Source organism: Micromonospora sp. NPDC047812 (assembly GCF_040704175.1).
In the GTDB taxonomy this organism is placed as follows: Bacteria; Actinomycetota; Actinomycetes; order Mycobacteriales; family Micromonosporaceae; genus Micromonospora.
Genome location: NZ_JBEYRY010000002.1, coordinates 897,498 through 912,610 on the forward strand (window position 1 = coordinate 897,498; position 15,113 = coordinate 912,610).

The following is a 15,113-nucleotide window of genomic DNA, read 5'->3' on the forward strand; positions in this document are numbered from 1 at the left end:
CGTCCGATCCAGGGACACCGTCGGATCCAGAGACACGGTGGCGTCGCCGGACCACGACGGGGCGGCGGACCGCACGGTGCCGGGGGGCGACGACGGGTGGGCGGGCGCGGTCGGTGCGGGGTCGGCGGCGGCGGTCACCGGTTCCCGGCGGCGCCGGACCGGCTCGAACAGCGAGACGGTCTCCTCGGCGGGTGGGGCCGGCTCGGGGGCAGGCGGTCCGGTGAGGTCCCGCGACTCGATGACGGTGCCCTCGATGACGATCGGCGTGAAGCCGCGCCGGGAGGCGGGCGGTCCGGACACCGGCTCCGCGACCGGCTCGGGCCCGACCGGTTCCGGGATGGGCTGCCGGCGGGGCAGCGCCTGGGTGACGTCCTCGGCCGGCTCCGCTCGGCGTTCGCCGTACGCCGGTGGTGGCGGCCCGGCCCCCGGGGCGGGGGCCCGGAGGTCCCGGGTGGCGTCCACGTCGGGCCCGCGCGGCGGCAACACCTGCGTGGCCTCGCCCCCGGGCACCGTGAAGGCCCGGGTCGGCTCGGCGGCCGGCACCGTGAAGGCCCGGGTCGGCTCGCCGGCCGGCACCGTGAAGGCCCGGGTCGGCTCGCCGGCCGGCACCGTGAAGGCCCGGGTCGGCTCCGCGTCCGGCGCCGGGAAGGCGTGGGTCGGCTCGGCGGCCGGCGCCGGGAAGGCGTGGGTCGGCTCCGCTTCGGTCGGGGCGCTCGGGATCGGTCGGGTGGACTCCTCCGGTACCGGCTCCCCGAGCGGCCGGCGACGGGGGAACGGCTGGCTGCCGGGTGCGAGGCGGGACGGCGGAGCCGCCCGCTCGCCCGAGCGCAGCGCCTCCTGCCGGTAGGCGGCCGCGCGACCGGAGGCCGGCTCGAAGAACGACCGGTTCGGCCGCTCCGGGGCCTCCCCCGCCGGGCGACCGTTGGTCGACGGCGAGGGGTGGGCGTCGGGCGTCGGCAGGCCCCTCGGGCGCTCGGTGAGCGGCGCGGGGCGCGGCGGCGGGAGCCGGTCGGGGGCCGCCACGGCGTCGAACCGGGCGGGTCCGCCGGCAGTCGGGTCGCCACGCCGCGGGTCCAGGTGCTCCGCCGGGAACGTGGGCGGGGCGGGCGGGTGGGCCGCGCCGGGTCGGGCGGGTGCGGGGATCCGGCCGGTGGCCGACGCGGCCGTGGGCTCGGGCCGGAGCGTGCCGTCGGGTCGGGCCACCCGGGTGGTCGGCCCGGGCTCCGGCCCGCCCGGCGCGTCCTGGCCGGCGGCCTGGGCCCGCGCCCGGGCCGCCGTCTCCACGCGTTCCAGCCGGGCCCGGGCGCCCATGGTGCGGCCGGGCAGCCGGACGTCGCCCCGGGAAAGCTGGGCGACGAACCAGGCCGGCAGGTAGCCCTCGATGGGCAGCCCGGGATTCACCGCCAGCCACCACTCGTGGTTGGGCCAGCCGTCGGACAGATCGGCGTACGGGATGCGCCGGACGGCGCCGCCGTGCTCCCCGAGACAGGCGCGCACCGCCGCCCCGGAGGTGAACGCCAACACGTGGGTGCGACCGCCGGTGGTCCAGGTGCCCCAGCCCACCGGCGCCGTCCCCGCGAGCGCCTCGGCGGAGACCGGCAGCAGCAGTTCGCTCCGGGCCAGGACGCGGAAGTAGAGCTGTTGGTCGTTGGCGCGCAGCGCGTCCCGCATCGCCGCTTCGGCGTCGGTGGCCGGCTCCCACTCGGTCACGGCCACCCCTCCTCCCGCGAACAGGCCATAGGTATCGCGTACAACCTACAAGGTAGAAGCAAGATCACAATCGCTGGCCGGCGGCGGTGCGCCCGGTGCCGCCGGAGGCGCTAACATCCCGTTCCGGAGTCGACACGATACGGAGGCGGTCGATGTCCCGGTCCCCCTCGCGCCCGCTCCTCGCCGCCCTGACGACGGCGTTGCTGACCGCCGTCCCGGCCGCCCCCGCGATCGCCGGCCGCCCGGCCGGACCCGCCCCCGGCCCGGTGCCGGCCGGCTGGTCCGCATCCGCGCCGACCGTCGCCCGCGCGGTCCCCGGCTGCGCCTCGCCCCTCGCCCCGGTCCGGCCGGTGTCCGCGCGCCCCTGGCCCCAGCAGCGGTACGCCCCGGAGCGGCTGGCACCGCTCGCCACCGGCGCCGGGGTGACGGTGGCGGTGATCGACTCGGGGGTGGACCGGCGGCACCCGCAGTTGGCGGGCCGGGTGCTCGACGGCACCGACCTGCTCGACCCGGGCGGCGACGGCAGCCGGGACTGCGCCGGCCACGGCACCGGTGTGGCGAGCATCATCGCCGCCGGCCTCCGCGACGGTACGGCGTTCCGTGGGCTGGCCCCGGGTGCCCGGATCCTGCCGGTACGGGTCAGCGAGCAGCAGGTGGTCGAGGGCCGGGAGTCGGGGCGCACGGTCAGTGCCGGGGACTTCGCCCGCGCCGTCCGCTGGGCGGTCGACCACGAGGCCGACGTGCTCAACCTCTCCGTCGTCCTGTACGCGGACGACCCGGCGGTGCGGGCCGCGATCGGCTACGCGGTCGACCGGGACGTGGTCGTGGTGGCCGCCGCCGGCAACCTGCACGACGCCGGTGATCCCCGGCCCTACCCGGCCGCGTACGACGGGGTGCTCGGGGTGGGCGCGATCGGGGCGGACGGGGCGCGGGCACCGTTCTCCCAGACCGGCTCGTACGTCGACCTGGTCGCCCCGGGCAGCGACGTGCTGATGGCCGCCCCCGGCGAGGGCCACCACCGGGCGGAGGGCACCAGCTACGCGGCACCCTTCGTGACGGCCACCGCCGCGCTGCTGCGCCAGTACCGGCCGGAGCTGACCGCGGCGCAGGTGGCGCAGCGGATCGTGACGACCGCCGATCCTGCCCCGGGCGACGGTCGGGGTGGCGGGTACGGCGCGGGGGTGCTGAACCCGTACCGGGCGGTCACCGAGACCGGGGGCGGGACGCCGGAGGGGGCGCCCCAGGTCAGCGCGCTCGCGGACGACCGGCCCGAACCGGCGGTGCTGGCGCAGCGGGCCCGCCGGGCGACGGCCCGGGACCGGGCGCTGCTGGTGGCGGGGGCCAGCGGAACGGTGGTGGCCCTGGCGGCGCTGCTGGCGCTCGTCGTGCCGCGCGGGGCCCGGCGCCGCTGGCGGCCGGCCGACCCCGCCTGACGCGGCCCGTCGGTGGACAGCGAACCAGCCGGTCGGCGGTCGACAGCGACCCGCGTCACCGCCGCCGCCACCTCGATGACCCGCTGGTCAGCCGGCGCCCGGGACGGCCGATGGTGGCGCCGACCGCCTCACGGTCGACGCCACCATCGGGCGGGGCTCACTGGAACAGGCCGACGTTCTTCTTCTCCGTGTCGAGGTAGTCGCTGGCGGAGTCGTCCACCGCGAGCTTGATGTCGCGCAGCATGGCCTGGAGGTCCTGCGAGGCCGAACGCCAGCGGCCCTGCCGCTGCTCGTAGGCCTGGCGGGCCTCGCCGGACCAGCTCGCCACGAGCGGGGCGGCGTCCCGTTCGAGCTGCCCGAGCTGCGAGTCGAGCGCGTTCAGCGCCTTCTGGATGTCCGCGCTCGCCTGTTGCAGGGCGGCGAAGTTGACGACCAGTACACCGTGGTCCATCGGATGTCTCCTCCCCCGAGACCGGGTCAGAGCGGCAGCTGGATGCCGCCGCGGTTGGTGGTGGACACCCGGCTGGCGGCCTCGGCGTCCGAGACGTCGTACTGCTGGCCGGCCCTGCGGACGGCGCCGGCGGTCTCGCGCAGCGCCCGCTGCAGCGCCGCCTGGTCCTGCGCCCACTGCTGCTTGACCTGCTCGAACGAGCGCCCGCCGGCACCGCGCCAGGCCTGCTGCAACACCTCCAACTCGGCCATCAGGCTGCTCAGCATGGACTGCAGGGACTGGTCGACCTGCTCGAACTTCGCGGCGGTCTGCTGCATCACCGCTGCTTCTGCCTGGGTCTGGGACACCCGGGACGTCACCTCGTCTCATCGATCGTGGCTGGCCGTCGGCTCGCGCCGCCCGGAGGTCGAACACGGCGGGCGCGGGGGTCAGCGAAACTCGTCGCTGACGGTAGCGGTCCGGTCGCGTTTCTGCTACCCCGTGGCGATCCCCTGTGGACGACCGCGGCCCCCACCCCACCGGGCGCGCCCCTTACGATGGGCGGCGTCGATGTCGCGGCGAGTGACCGGTCGAGGAGGCGCGGTGACGGTGACCACCGGCGCGGGCCCGCACCGGGCGGCCCCGGGCCACGATCCCGGCCCGACCGCCGCGGCCCTCGTACCGGCACCGCCCGGGTCGGCCCGCCCTGCCGGTTCGATCGGCACCGTGGCGGGCACACCCGCACCCCCGGTCGCCCTGTCGCCGTCGCGGCACCCGGCCGCCCGGCCGCGGGGCACCGGTCTCCGGGCCGGTCAGGTCGTCGCCACGCAGGTGGCGGTGGCCGCCGTGGTCGCGGCCGCCGGCCGGGGCGTGCTGCTGACGTTGGCCGCCGTGGGGGTGGCCGCACTGCTGCTGCCCCTGGCCTGGGTGCGGCTGCGGGGGCGGTGGCTCTTCGAGTGGCTCACCACGGGCCTGGGCTACGCCACCCGCCGCCGGGCCCTGCCTCCGGCCGCCGGCCCGGCGGCCCTGCTGGACCTGGTCGACCCGGGCGCGGTCGTGCGCCCCGCCGAGCTGGCCGGCACGCCGGCCGCCGTGCTGGACGACGCCGCCGGCATGGTGGCCGTGCTGGAGGTCGGCGACCCGGCCGACCTGCTCGGCGACGCGCCCCGCGCGCTGCCCGTCCCGGCGTCGCTGCTGCCGGCCGCCGCGCCGGACGGCCCCCCGGTGCGGCTCCAGCTCCTGCTGACGGGCTCACCGGCGCCGACCGTGGGCGCGGGTGGCGGCGCCGTCGCCACCTCGTACCGGCAGCTCACCGACGGGCGGCTCGCCGGCCGGGAACGGGCCGTGCTCGCCGTGCGGGTGCTGCGCGTCGAGGGCTGGACGGCAGAGGAGCTGCGGCGGGCGCTCTCGGGAACGGTGCGCCGGATCGCACGCCGGATCGGACCCGTCACCGCCCGCCCGCTGGGCGAGCACGCGACGCTGCGGGTGCTGGCGGAGCTGGCCCACCACGACGACCATCCCGCGCAGGAGTCCTGGCAGGCGGTCCGGGCGGGCGACCTGCTACAGACCACGTTCCGGCTGCGCCGCTGGCCCGACCCGCGTACCGACGCCGGCCGGCGGCTGGTGACCCGGCTACTCGCGCTGCCCGCGACGGCGACCACCGTCTCGCTCGGCGTCGGGCCGTGGGCCGGTGCCGACCCCGCGTCGGCGCCGACCGAGCTGGCCGTACGACTGGCTGCCGCCACCCCGGCGGAGCTCTCGATCGCGGCGCAGGCGCTGCGCCGGCTGGTGGCCGAGGTGGGCGGCGAGGTGCACCGGCTCGACGGCGCGCAGCTCGACGGGCTGGCCGGCACGCTGCCGCTCGCGGCGGCGGGCACGGCGGGTCCGGGCCCGGCGCCCGACGGCCTGGAGCTGACCCTCGGCGAGGCGGGGCTGATGGTCGGCACGAACCGGCACGGCGGGGCGGTGACGGTCCGGCTGTTCCGGCCGGAGAGCACCCGGGTGATGCTGGTCGGCGGGATACGCGCGGCGCAGCTGGTGGCGGTGCGGGCGATGGCGCTCGGGGCCCGGGTGGTGGTGCAGACCGCCCGCCCGCGCGGGTGGGAGCCGTTCGTCCGGGGCGTCGGCACCCCCGGCGCGATGATCCCGGTGGTGCCGCCGGGCCGTCCGGTGGGCGAGCCGGGCTCGCCGCTGCGCCCGCTGCTGGTGGTGGTCGACGCCGGCCCCACGCCCGCCGAGACGGAGCCGGGGTCCCCGTGGCGGACCACGCTGCTGGTGCGCGACGAGCTGACCCCCGCCGACGCCGACGCGTTGGGCCGCGCCGACCTGGCCGTGCTGCAACCGCTCGACCCGGCCGAGGCCGCCGTGGCGGGCGCCGCGCTGGGGCTCGGCGGGTCGGCGGAGTGGCTGACCCGGATCCGGGACGACATGGTCGCGGTGGTCAACCGCCGGGCGCTGCGCTGGGCGCTGCTCTCCCCGACCCCGATCGAGTCGCAGCTGGTCGGCCGCCCGTCCCGCCGCTGAGCACAGCCGACGGTCGCGCGCCTTCCGCACGTTGTCCGTCCGTGGCACGATCCCGGCCATGGGTTTCCTCAAAGGGCTGCTGATCCGGCTGGGCAGCACGGCGCTCGCCTTCTGGCTGGCCACGCTGCTCATCCCGGGCATCACGCTGGACTCGGCGTCCGCCGGCGAGGCGGTCGTCACGCTGGTCCTCGTCGCGGTGATCTTCGGCGTGGTCAACGCGGTGCTCCAGCCGATCATCAAGACCGTCGGCTGCGGCTTCTACCTGCTGACCCTCGGGTTGATCGCGCTGGTGGTCAACGGGCTGCTGTTTTTGCTCACGAGCTGGATCGCCGACCAGGCCGGGCTGCCCTTCCACGTCGACGGCTTCTGGCCGGAGGCGGTGCTCGGCGCGCTCTTCGTCGGCATCGTCACCTGGATCCTCGGGGCCGCCCTGGACCGGGACTGACCCGGACCGACCAGCGGGCGGGCCGCGACCAGAGGGCGGGAATTGGCCACTGATCGGGCCGGGTGGCCGGGTTAGCGTCGCGGGCATGTTCACCCTGACCCGCGACGACGGCTACCTGCTCAGCACCGACCCCGCCCGGATCGACCTGGGCCTGGTGCACCACTGGCTCTCCACGGACGCGTACTGGGCGATCGGGCGGGACCGGGAGACGGTGACGCGGGCGTTCGCCGGGTCGGTGCCGTTCGGCGTCTACCGCCCGGGGGACGGCCGCCAGGTCGCGGTCGCCCGGGTGGTCACCGACCGGGCCACCTTCGCCTGGCTCTGCGACGTCTACGTCGACCCCGGCGAGCGCGGCCGGGGGCTGGGCACCTGGCTGGCCGGGGCGGTCCGCGACCACCTCGCCGCCCTGGGCGTACGCCGGATCCTGCTGGCCACCGCCGACGCCCACGCGGTGTACGCCAAGGTCGGGTTCGCCCCGATGACCGATCCGCACCGCTGGATGCAGCTCGACCAGCGGAACCAGCCGGTGAGCCCGGTCACCGGCAAGGAACCGGGCGGCCACCCGGCCCTTACGGTGGAGGCGTGACGCCACTCCGCCTCGGTTACCTCTACGGCTTCGTCGCGTACCTGCTCTGGGGGTTCTTCCCGCTCTACCTGCGGCTGCTGCGCCCGGCCGGGTCGATCGAGATCCTGGCCCACCGCATCGTCTGGTCGGTGGCGTTCGTCGCCCTGCTGCTGGCGGCGATGCGCAACGTCGGCTTCCTGAAGGCGCTGCTGCGTCGGCCCCGGGCGCTGGCCGGCATCGGCGTCGCCGCCGCTCTGATCGCGGTGAACTGGGGCACCTACATCTACGGCGTGAACTCCGACCGGGTGGTGGAGACGGCCCTCGGCTACTTCATCAACCCGCTGGTGGTGGTGCTGCTGGGCGTCACCGTGCTGCGCGAGCGGCTGCGGCCCACGCAGTGGGTGGCGCTCGGCATCGGCGGGCTGGCGGTGGCCGTGCTGACCGTCGACTACGGCCGACTGCCGTACCTGGCGCTGGTCCTGGCGTTCAGCTTCGCCGGGTACGGCCTGGCCAAGAAGCAGCTCGGGCTGCCCGCCGCCGAAGGGCTCTTCGTCGAGTCGGCGGTGCTGGCGCTGCCCGCGCTGGCCTACCTGGGTTGGCTCACCGCCGCCGGCGACGGCACGTTCGGGCAGGTGTCGGTCGGGCACACCCTGCTGCTGGTGTCGGCCGGGGCGGCGACCGCGATCCCGCTGCTGCTCTTCGCCGGGGCGGCGAACCGGCTTCCGCTCACCGGTCTCGGCATGATCCAGTACCTCGCCCCGATCCTCCAGCTCGGCTGCGGGGTGCTGATCTTCCACGAGCCGATGCCGCCGGCCCGGCTCGCCGGCTTCGCCCTGGTCTGGGCCGCGCTGATCGTCTTCACCGTCGACGCCGTGCGCCACTCCCGCCGTACCCGCGCCGCCACCCTCGCCGCCCGCCGGGCCGAGGCCGCCGCCGCGCCCCGCTGACCGGCGCGGGTCAGCGGACGTCGTAGACGAGGACGGGGGTGCCGTCGGCGCGCAGCAGCTCCAGCCGGACCAGCTCCGCGTCGGTGAACCGGGTCACGCCGGTGATCCGCAGGTCGTCGCCGGGCGCGGCGAGCCAGGACCCGACCTGCTCCGTCGCGCCGCCCGGGCCGTGCGCCACCAGCCGGAACGTGTACGCCTTGGCGTAGCCGGCCTTCGCGTCGTACCCGCAGCGCATCTTCACCTCCGTGCCCCATTCGGTGCCGTTGAGGGCGATCTCGGCGTGCACCGGCACCGTCCCGGCGACCGGCTGCATGGCGACCATCCGCACCTCGACCGGGGTCGGGCCGGTCGCCTCCCGGGGCAGCAGGACGGCGGTGCCGACGCCGACGACCAGGGCCAGCGCGGCGGCCGCGAGCGCGGTGAGGGCGTACCGGCGGCGGGTGGCCGACCGCTCCCGGCGGCGGCGCTCCCGCGCGGCGGCGAGCAGTTCGGGCACCCGGGGGTCCTCCGGCGGCGGCAGGAACTGCTCCAGCCCCGCCGGGTCGAGCCGGCCGAGCAGGCCGGGCAGGACGGCGATCTCGGCGACCGCCTGGCGGCAGGCGGCGCAGCCGGCGAGGTGCCGCTCGTAGGCCACCCGTTCGGCGGGGGCCAGCGCACCCAGCACGTACGCGCCGTCGTCGTGCGCGAACTCGCACCGGGTCATTCCGTCACCCCCATCTCGGCCAGGACCAACCGTAGTGAGCGCAGGGCGTAGTGGGTCCGGGACTTGACCGTGCCGGGCGGTACGCCCAGCCGGGAAGCCGCCTCCGCCACCGACCGTCCCTGGTAGAAGCACTCGACCAGCACCTCCCGGTGGGTGGGGCTGAGCCGGTTCAGCGCCTCGGCGACGATCCACGCCTCCACCGCGCGTTCCGCCTCGTCCACGGCCTCGGGGGGCTCGGGCAGCTCGTCGGTGTAGACCTCGCCGACCCGGGCGGAGCGGCGCCGCCAGGCGTCGATGGCCAGGTTGCGGGCGGTGGTGAAGAGCCAGGACCGGACCGAGCCGCGCGTCGGGTCGAGCGACTCCGGGTGCCGCCAGGCCCGCAGCAGCGTCTCCTGCACCAGGTCCTCGGCCCGTTGCCGGTCGCCGTTGACCAGCCGCAGGGCGTGCGCGTACAGCGCCTCGGCGTGCTCGTCGTGCAGCGCGCGGAGCAGGTGGGCGTCGTGGTCGCTGATGGCGGTCTCCTCGCTGTCGGCGCGAGCCCGGCGGTGGCGTTCGCACGGGAATACGCGCCGCCGCCCCGAACGGTTCAGCCGCAGGTCACCGTGGGATTCCCGGCCGAGGTGTTCACGCCCGGTTCACGCCGCCGCCGACGCTCGCTCACCGCGCCCTCCTAGCGTCCGGCGGGTACGCACGCCAGCGGCTGGTCCGGCGTGCACCGACCCCATCAGGAGGCTCCTTCCATGAGCGACCGTCCCCGGCTGCTTCCGTTGCTGGGCGCCACCCGCCACGGCAGCCGCGACGCCATGACCTGTCTCTACCGGTGCGGCAACGCGTGCGACCACCCGGTGCCCAACACGTCCGACAACGCGTACTTCGGAGACGTGGTCAACGCGGAGGTGTCCCGGCGCGGCGTGGTCCGGGCCGGCGCGGTCGGCGCGCTGGTCCTCGGCTTCGGCGGCGCGGTGGCCGGCGCCGCCCCCGCCGTGGCCGCCCCCGCCGCCCCCGTGGTCCCGGAGGCGGCCGACTTCGGCCGCCCCGCCGGCGGCGTCGGGAGCGGCGCGCTGACCTTCAAGCCGGTCCCGCCGAACACCCTCGACAGCCTCGTCGTGCCCAACGGGTACGACCACGCGGTCGTCCTGCGCTGGGGCGACCCGGTCGTGCCGGGCGCCCCCGAGTTCGACGTGCACGCCCAGACCGCCGCCGCCCAGGCCCGGCAGTTCGGCTACAACAACGACTTCGTCGGGGTGCTGCCGCTGGACGGGCGGAAGCGTGCCCTGCTCGTGGTCAACCACGAGTACACCAACGAGGACCTGATGTTCCCCGGCTTCACCAGCCAGGACGCGCTGAGCGTCGAGCAGCTGCGGATCGCGATGGCCGCGCACGGCATGTCCGTGGTGGAGCTGGAGCGGGTCGACGGCACCGGGCAGTGGCGGCCGGTCACCAAGGGCCGGCGGCAGTACAACCGGCGGGTCACGGCGCTGGCCACGAAGTTCGAGCTGACCGGTCCGGCCGCCGGCTCGGCGCACCTGCGGACCGCCGCCGACCCGAAGGGCCGTACGGTCGTCGGCACGCTGAACAACTGCGCCGGCGGGGTGACCCCGTGGGGCACCGTGCTCTCCGGCGAGGAGAACTTCAACCAGTACTTCGTCGGTGGCGACGGCGCGCCGGAGGCGGACAAGGCGAAGCTGGCCCGCTACGGCATCAACACCACCACCCGCTACCCGAGCGGCAGCCGCAAGTGGGAGCGCGCCGACGAGCGGTTCGACCTGGCGAAGCACCCGAACGAGGCCAACCGGCACGGCTGGATCGTGGAGATCGACCCGTACGACCCGGAGAGCCGCCCGCGCAAGCACACCGCACTGGGCCGGTTCAAGCACGAGGGCGCGAACGTCATCGTCGCCAGGAGCGGACACGTGGTCGCGTACATGGGCGACGACGAGCGGTTCGACTACCTGTACAAGTTCGTCTCCGACAAGAAGTTCATGAAGGGCAACTCCTGGGTGGCCCGCCGGCACAACCTGACCCTGCTGGAGTCGGGCACCCTCTACGTGGCCAAGCTCGACGGGACGAGCGCCGGCGAGATCGACGGCTCCGGCCGGCTCCCCTCCGACGGGGCGTTCAACGGCCGGGGCCGGTGGATCAAACTGGTCAGCGGCAACCGCTCGTACGTCGACGGGATGACGGCCGCCGACGTGCTCACCTTCACCCGGCTGGCCGGCGACAAGGTCGGGGCGACCAAGATGGACCGTCCGGAGGACGTCGAGCCGAGCCTGCTCACCGGCAAGGTGTACGTGGCGCTGACCAACAACACCGACCGGGGCAAGGCCGGCAAGCCGGCCGCCGACGAGGCCAACCCGCGCAACCTGAACAAGCACGGTCAGGTGCTGGAGCTGGTCGAGGACCGCAACGACAACGCGGGCGAGACCTTCGGCTGGTCGCTGCCGATCGTCGCCGGTGACCCGGCGGACCCGTCGACCTTCTTCGCCGGGTACGACAAGACGAAGGTCTCCCCGATCTCCTGCCCGGACAACGTGGCGTTCGACGCCACCGGGAACCTCTGGATCTCCACGGACGGCAACGCGCTGGGCAGCAACGACGGCCTCTTCGCCACGGCCGTCGAGGGACCGGAGCGGGGCCACCTGAAGCAGTTCCTCACCGTGCCGGTGGGCGCGGAGGCCTGCGGCCCGTTCATCACCGGGGACAACCGCTCGGTCTTCGTGGCGGTGCAGCACCCTGGCGAGCTGAGCGGCGCGTCGGTCGAGAAGCCGGCCTCGAACTGGCCGGACGGCGACTACGCCAAGCCGGGCGTGGTGGTGGCCTGGCGCCTGGACGGCGGGCCGATCGGCAGCTGATACCACTCCTCGGGCGGTCGGCGCCGGACCGCCGCCGGGGCCCTCTCCCAGCCGGGGAGAGGGCCCTCGGTCGTTGCGGCCGGCGCCGGGGCGGCGGGCCGGACGCGGCGGCGTGCCCCGGGGCTGCCGGCCGGTGGCGGGCGGGATCAGCTGTCGGCGGCCAGGTTGTCGGCGATCGTCCGGGCGACGGTGAGCAGCTTCGCCCGGACCACCCGGGCGGAGGTCATCATCTCGCCGGCCGGCAGCGCGCAGGCCAGCACGACCCGACGTTCCATGTCCTTGTCGGGGCTGACCAGCACCGCCGCGCAGGCCACGCCCTGCCGGAACTGCCCCAGCTCCAGCTGCATGCCCCGCCGGTCCCCGGCGGCCAGGTCGACCTCGAACGCCTCGGCGGTGGTCAGGGTGGCGGAGGTGAACGGACGCATGCCGTAGTCGCGCAGGTAGCGGAAGCGTTGCTCGGCGGTCAGCGTGGCGAGCAGCGCCTTGCCGAGGGCGGTCGCGTGCGCTCCCTCGTCGAACCCGGGCACCAGGTCCTCCAGGTACGGCGAGCGCGGGCCCTCGGCCACGGCCGTGACCGCCACCTGGCCGCCCACGAACCGGCCGAGGTAGTGGCTGTAGCCGGTGTCCAGGGCGGCCCGGCGCAGGCTCTCCCCGACCGCCGGCGGACCCCGGAAAGCCGTCACCAGCTCGCGGTAGCGGTCGGCCACCTCCAGGCCCACGATGTACGTGCCGTCCTCGCGCCGGATCACGTAGCCCTCGTAGGCCAGGGTGCGGACCAGGTGGTAGGTCGTCGCCACGGTCAGCTCGCAGCGCCGCGCGATCTGTTTGACGGTGAGCCCCTTCGGGGCGCGACCGACCGACTCGAGCACGCGTAGCGCGCGGGACACACTCCGGATGAGATCCGAAGGTTCCGCCAAGGGGTCGCGCACAACCACCTCCGCCGCCGGGGACTTACACCATATGAAAAACAGGCCCGGTGCGAAATGCCTGTTCGGGTGGAGGATGCCAGATCGTCATGAACGCCGCGTTGCTCGACAGGCACGTTCCGTGACGCAAACGCCGCTCGCGTAGGTTTGCCGGACCATGACCGACATCGCGTTGCGGCCCGCCCCGGGCGTCACCCCGCCCCGGCCCGCCCGGGCCGTGACCGGGGCCGTCGCCGTCACCATCGCCTGCGTCCTGCCGGTCTTCCTGCTCGGCGGGCTCGCCGTGCAGATGGGCGAGGACCTGGGCTTCTCCCCGGCCGGGCTGGGCCTGGCCGTGTCGGTCTACTTCGGGGTGGGCGCGCTGTCCTCGGTGCCCTCCGGCGTCCTCGCCGAGCGGCACGGGCCGACGGTGGTGGCCCGCGCCGGCATCCTGCTCTCCGCCGCCTGCCTGCTGGCCGTGGCGGGGCTGGCCCGTTCGTACCCGGTCCTGCTCGGGCTGCTCGCGCTCGCCGGCACCGCCAACGCCCTCGGTCAGCTCGCCAGCAACGCCACGCTCGCCCGGCACGTGCCGGCCCGCAGACAGGGGCTGTCGTTCGGGGTGAAGCAGGCCGCCATCCCCGTCGCCACCCTGCTGGCCGGGGCGGCGGTGCCGACCGTGGCGCTGACGGCCGGCTGGCGCTGGGCGTTCGTGGCGGCGGCCGGCGCGGCCCTGGCGGCGCTGCCGGCCGTACCCGCGCGGGAGCCGCGCCCCGCCCGGACGGCCGCCCACCACCGCGCCGGCCGCGCCACCGCGGCCCTGGTGGTGGTCGGTGCGGCCGCGACCTTCGCCGCGGCGGCCGCGAACGCGCTCGCCACCTTCGTCGTCGACTCCGCCGCCGGCCGGGGGCTGTCACCCGGGCTGGCCGGGCTGACCCTGACCCTGGGCAGCGCGGTCTGCGTGGCGGCCCGGATCGTCGTCGGCTGGCTCGCGGACCGCCGCGCCACCGGACACGTCGCCCTCATCGCCGGCATGCTCGTGGTCGGCGCGGCCGGGCTCGGCCTGCTCGCGGCGGCCGGGCCGGTGCCGCTGGTGGCCGGCGTGCTGCTCGGCTTCGGCCTGGGCTGGGCCTGGCCGGGCCTGATGACCTTCGCGGTGGTCCGGCTGCACCCGCAGGCCCCGGCCGCCGCCACCTCGGTCACCCAGACCGGGGTGTACGCGGGCGGCTGCCTCGGACCGCTCGGCCTCGGTGCCGTGGCCGCGCACGCCGGCTACCCGACGATGTGGCTCGTGGCCGCCGGGTCGATGCTGCTGGCCGCCACCCTGATGCTCGCCGGCAGCCGGCTGCTCGCCCGCCGCTGAGCCGCCTGCTCGCCTACCGGGAAGGCCGGCCCGACCCTGTCGGTGCCGCCCGCCGCGTCGTGCGGGGATCCGGCCCCGTCAGCACGGATGGCCGCCCGTCGAACGGGCGGGGCGTCAGCTGGTGCGGTCGGCGATGTAGTCGCAGAGGGACTCGAGGGCGCGGCGGGCCGGGCCCTGCGGAAGCGGCGAGAGCTGTTCCCGGGCGTCCTCGGCGTAGCTGCGGACCGTCTCCCGGGCCCGCTTGAGCGCCGGGCTCTCGCGCAGCAGGCCGAGCGCCTCGGCGTGCAGGTCGTCGTCGGTCAGCGGGCCGGTCGCCAGGATCTCCCGCAGCCGCACCGAGGCGGCGTCGGCGTCGTCCGAGCCGAGCGCGTAGAGCACCGGCAGGGTCGGCACGCCCTCGCGCAGGTCGGTGCCGGGCGTCTTGCCCGACTCCACCGACTCCGAGGCGATGTCGAGCAGGTCGTCGGAGAGCTGGAAGGCCACGCCGATGGTCTCGCCGTAGCCGGCCAGCGCCTCGATGTGCTCCGGGGCGGCACCGCCGAACATGCCGCCGAAGCGGGCCGAGGTGGCGATCAGCGAGCCGGTCTTGCCCGCGATCACGTCGAGGTAGTGGGCCACCGGGTCGTCGCCGGGGCGGGGGCCGACGGTCTCGGCGATCTGGCCGTGCACCAGCCGGGCGAAGGTGCGCGCCTGGAGGCGTACGGCCTCGATGCCCAGGTCTGCGGCGATGTCGGCGGCGCGGGCGAAGAGGTAGTCGCCGACGAGGATGGCGACCGAGTTGGTCCACCGGGAGTTGGCGCTCGGCGCCCCTCGGCGCACGGCGGCCTCGTCCATCACGTCGTCGTGGTAGAGCGTCGCCAGGTGGGTGAGCTCCATCACCACGGCGGCCGGTACGACCTGCGCCCCGGTCGGGTCGCCGAACTGCGCGCCCAGCGCCACCAGCAGCGGCCGGAACCGCTTGCCGCCGGCCTCCACGAGGTGCCGGGCGGCCTCCGTGACGAACGGGTCGGCGCTGGCCACGCTCGCCCGCAGCTCGGACTCGACGCCCTCCAAGAGATCCAGCACGGACGCCTCGACGCGGGGATCGGCGAGATAGAGGCCGAGCGCGCCGAACTGACTCGTGCTCACCCTGGTCCGACGGCCGCCGGACCCGGAGGCACCTGAACGCTCGCCAGCCGGATTCACCACGCCATCAACCATGCCACACCCCTCCGACCTGCCCGGGACGGGGGATACGGCG

General features: G+C 75.9%; 15 protein-coding genes. 8 read left to right on the forward strand and 7 right to left on the reverse strand.

Translation table 11 applies throughout. The features are described 5' to 3' along the window. A partial coding sequence (locus tag AB0883_RS11925; protein WP_366641188.1) for an SseB family protein occupies positions 1-1,710 on the reverse strand: 1,710 nt, incomplete at its 3' end. 152 nt (positions 1,711-1,862) lie between these two features. Here AB0883_RS11925 and mycP point away from each other — a divergent pair. After that, positions 1,863-3,143: a type VII secretion-associated serine protease mycosin gene (gene mycP, locus AB0883_RS11930; RefSeq protein WP_366641189.1), complete on the forward strand. Its 1,281-nt coding sequence runs from the start codon at positions 1,863-1,865 to the stop codon at positions 3,141-3,143. Positions 3,144-3,300: 157 nt separating this feature from the next. Here mycP and AB0883_RS11935 read toward each other — a convergent pair whose 3' ends face one another. Together AB0883_RS11935 and AB0883_RS11940 are read right to left on the reverse strand one after the other, a co-directional pair. Beyond that, on the reverse strand, positions 3,301-3,594 hold the full coding sequence (locus AB0883_RS11935; RefSeq protein ID WP_366641190.1) for a WXG100 family type VII secretion target: 294 nt from the start codon (positions 3,592-3,594) through the stop codon (positions 3,301-3,303). A gap of 26 nt (positions 3,595-3,620) precedes the next feature. After that, a complete protein-coding gene (locus tag AB0883_RS11940; RefSeq protein WP_366641191.1) occupies positions 3,621-3,941 on the reverse strand; it encodes a WXG100 family type VII secretion target in 321 nt (106 codons plus the stop codon). A 388-nt stretch (positions 3,942-4,329) separates the two neighbouring features. On the opposite strand from AB0883_RS11940, the gene eccE reads away from it, so the two are divergent. The 4 genes from eccE (at position 4,330) to rarD (ending at position 8,053) form a co-directional block, all read left to right on the forward strand. Continuing rightward, the gene (gene eccE / locus AB0883_RS11945) at positions 4,330-6,096 is read left to right on the forward strand and encodes a type VII secretion protein EccE (RefSeq protein ID WP_366641714.1); all 1,767 of its coding nucleotides are present in this window, start codon (positions 4,330-4,332) and stop codon (positions 6,094-6,096) included. Between the two features lie 58 nt (positions 6,097-6,154). Continuing rightward, positions 6,155-6,541, forward strand: a complete 387-nt coding sequence (locus AB0883_RS11950) for a phage holin family protein (RefSeq protein ID WP_121397067.1) — start codon at positions 6,155-6,157, stop codon at positions 6,539-6,541. 85 nt (positions 6,542-6,626) lie between these two features. Then, entirely contained in the window at positions 6,627-7,127 is a 501-nt protein-coding gene (locus AB0883_RS11955) for a GNAT family N-acetyltransferase (RefSeq protein WP_366641192.1), read from the forward strand. Beyond that, on the forward strand, positions 7,124-8,053 hold the full coding sequence (gene rarD / locus AB0883_RS11960) for an EamA family transporter RarD (protein WP_366641193.1): 930 nt from the start codon (positions 7,124-7,126) through the stop codon (positions 8,051-8,053). The genes AB0883_RS11955 and rarD overlap by 4 nt, the downstream gene beginning before the upstream one ends. Before the next feature lie 10 nt (positions 8,054-8,063). Here rarD and AB0883_RS11965 read toward each other — a convergent pair whose 3' ends face one another. Together AB0883_RS11965 and AB0883_RS11970 are read right to left on the reverse strand one after the other, a co-directional pair. Continuing rightward, positions 8,064-8,756, reverse strand: a complete 693-nt coding sequence (locus AB0883_RS11965) for a zf-HC2 domain-containing protein (protein WP_366641194.1) — start codon at positions 8,754-8,756, stop codon at positions 8,064-8,066. Then, a complete protein-coding gene (locus AB0883_RS11970) occupies positions 8,753-9,247 on the reverse strand; it encodes a sigma-70 family RNA polymerase sigma factor (protein WP_366641716.1) in 495 nt (164 codons plus the stop codon). The genes AB0883_RS11965 and AB0883_RS11970 overlap by 4 nt, the downstream gene beginning before the upstream one ends. Between AB0883_RS11970 and AB0883_RS11975 the strand changes: the two genes are divergently transcribed. Together AB0883_RS11975 and AB0883_RS11980 are read left to right on the forward strand one after the other, a co-directional pair. Further along, complete coding sequence (locus AB0883_RS11975; RefSeq protein WP_366641195.1) at positions 9,200-9,430, forward strand: hypothetical protein; 231 nt, start codon at positions 9,200-9,202, stop codon at positions 9,428-9,430. The genes AB0883_RS11970 and AB0883_RS11975 overlap by 48 nt on opposite strands. 66 nt (positions 9,431-9,496) lie before the next feature. After that, positions 9,497-11,608, forward strand: coding sequence for a PhoX family phosphatase (locus AB0883_RS11980; RefSeq protein ID WP_366641196.1), 2,112 nt, complete (start codon positions 9,497-9,499; stop codon positions 11,606-11,608). Between the two features lie 146 nt (positions 11,609-11,754). Here AB0883_RS11980 and AB0883_RS11985 read toward each other — a convergent pair whose 3' ends face one another. Continuing rightward, positions 11,755-12,537, reverse strand: a complete 783-nt coding sequence (locus AB0883_RS11985) for a helix-turn-helix domain-containing protein (protein ID WP_366641197.1) — start codon at positions 12,535-12,537, stop codon at positions 11,755-11,757. Between the two features lie 154 nt (positions 12,538-12,691). Between AB0883_RS11985 and AB0883_RS11990 the strand changes: the two genes are divergently transcribed. Then, positions 12,692-13,873, forward strand: a complete 1,182-nt coding sequence (locus AB0883_RS11990; RefSeq protein ID WP_366641198.1) for an MFS transporter — start codon at positions 12,692-12,694, stop codon at positions 13,871-13,873. Between the two features lie 114 nt (positions 13,874-13,987). Here AB0883_RS11990 and AB0883_RS11995 read toward each other — a convergent pair whose 3' ends face one another. After that, a complete protein-coding gene (locus AB0883_RS11995) occupies positions 13,988-15,073 on the reverse strand; it encodes a polyprenyl synthetase family protein (RefSeq protein ID WP_366641199.1) in 1,086 nt (361 codons plus the stop codon). Positions 15,074-15,113: the final 40 nt, after the last annotated feature.

What these genes read in the sequence shown, in the direction of transcription:
- AB0883_RS11935 (WP_366641190.1), bottom strand. Translation starts at nt 3,594, where the DNA reads ATGGACCACGGTGTACTGGTCGTCAACTTCGCCGCCCTGCAACAGGCG.
- AB0883_RS11990 (WP_366641198.1), top strand. Translation starts at nt 12,692, where the DNA reads ATGACCGACATCGCGTTGCGGCCCGCCCCGGGCGTCACCCCGCCCCGG.
- AB0883_RS11965 (WP_366641194.1), bottom strand. Translation starts at nt 8,756, where the DNA reads ATGACCCGGTGCGAGTTCGCGCACGACGACGGCGCGTACGTGCTGGGT.
- AB0883_RS11955 (WP_366641192.1), top strand. Translation starts at nt 6,627, where the DNA reads ATGTTCACCCTGACCCGCGACGACGGCTACCTGCTCAGCACCGACCCC.
- AB0883_RS11995 (WP_366641199.1), bottom strand. Translation starts at nt 15,073, where the DNA reads ATGGTTGATGGCGTGGTGAATCCGGCTGGCGAGCGTTCAGGTGCCTCC.
- AB0883_RS11950 (WP_121397067.1), top strand. Translation starts at nt 6,155, where the DNA reads ATGGGTTTCCTCAAAGGGCTGCTGATCCGGCTGGGCAGCACGGCGCTC.
- AB0883_RS11980 (WP_366641196.1), top strand. Translation starts at nt 9,497, where the DNA reads ATGAGCGACCGTCCCCGGCTGCTTCCGTTGCTGGGCGCCACCCGCCAC.
- mycP (WP_366641189.1), top strand. Translation starts at nt 1,863, where the DNA reads ATGTCCCGGTCCCCCTCGCGCCCGCTCCTCGCCGCCCTGACGACGGCG.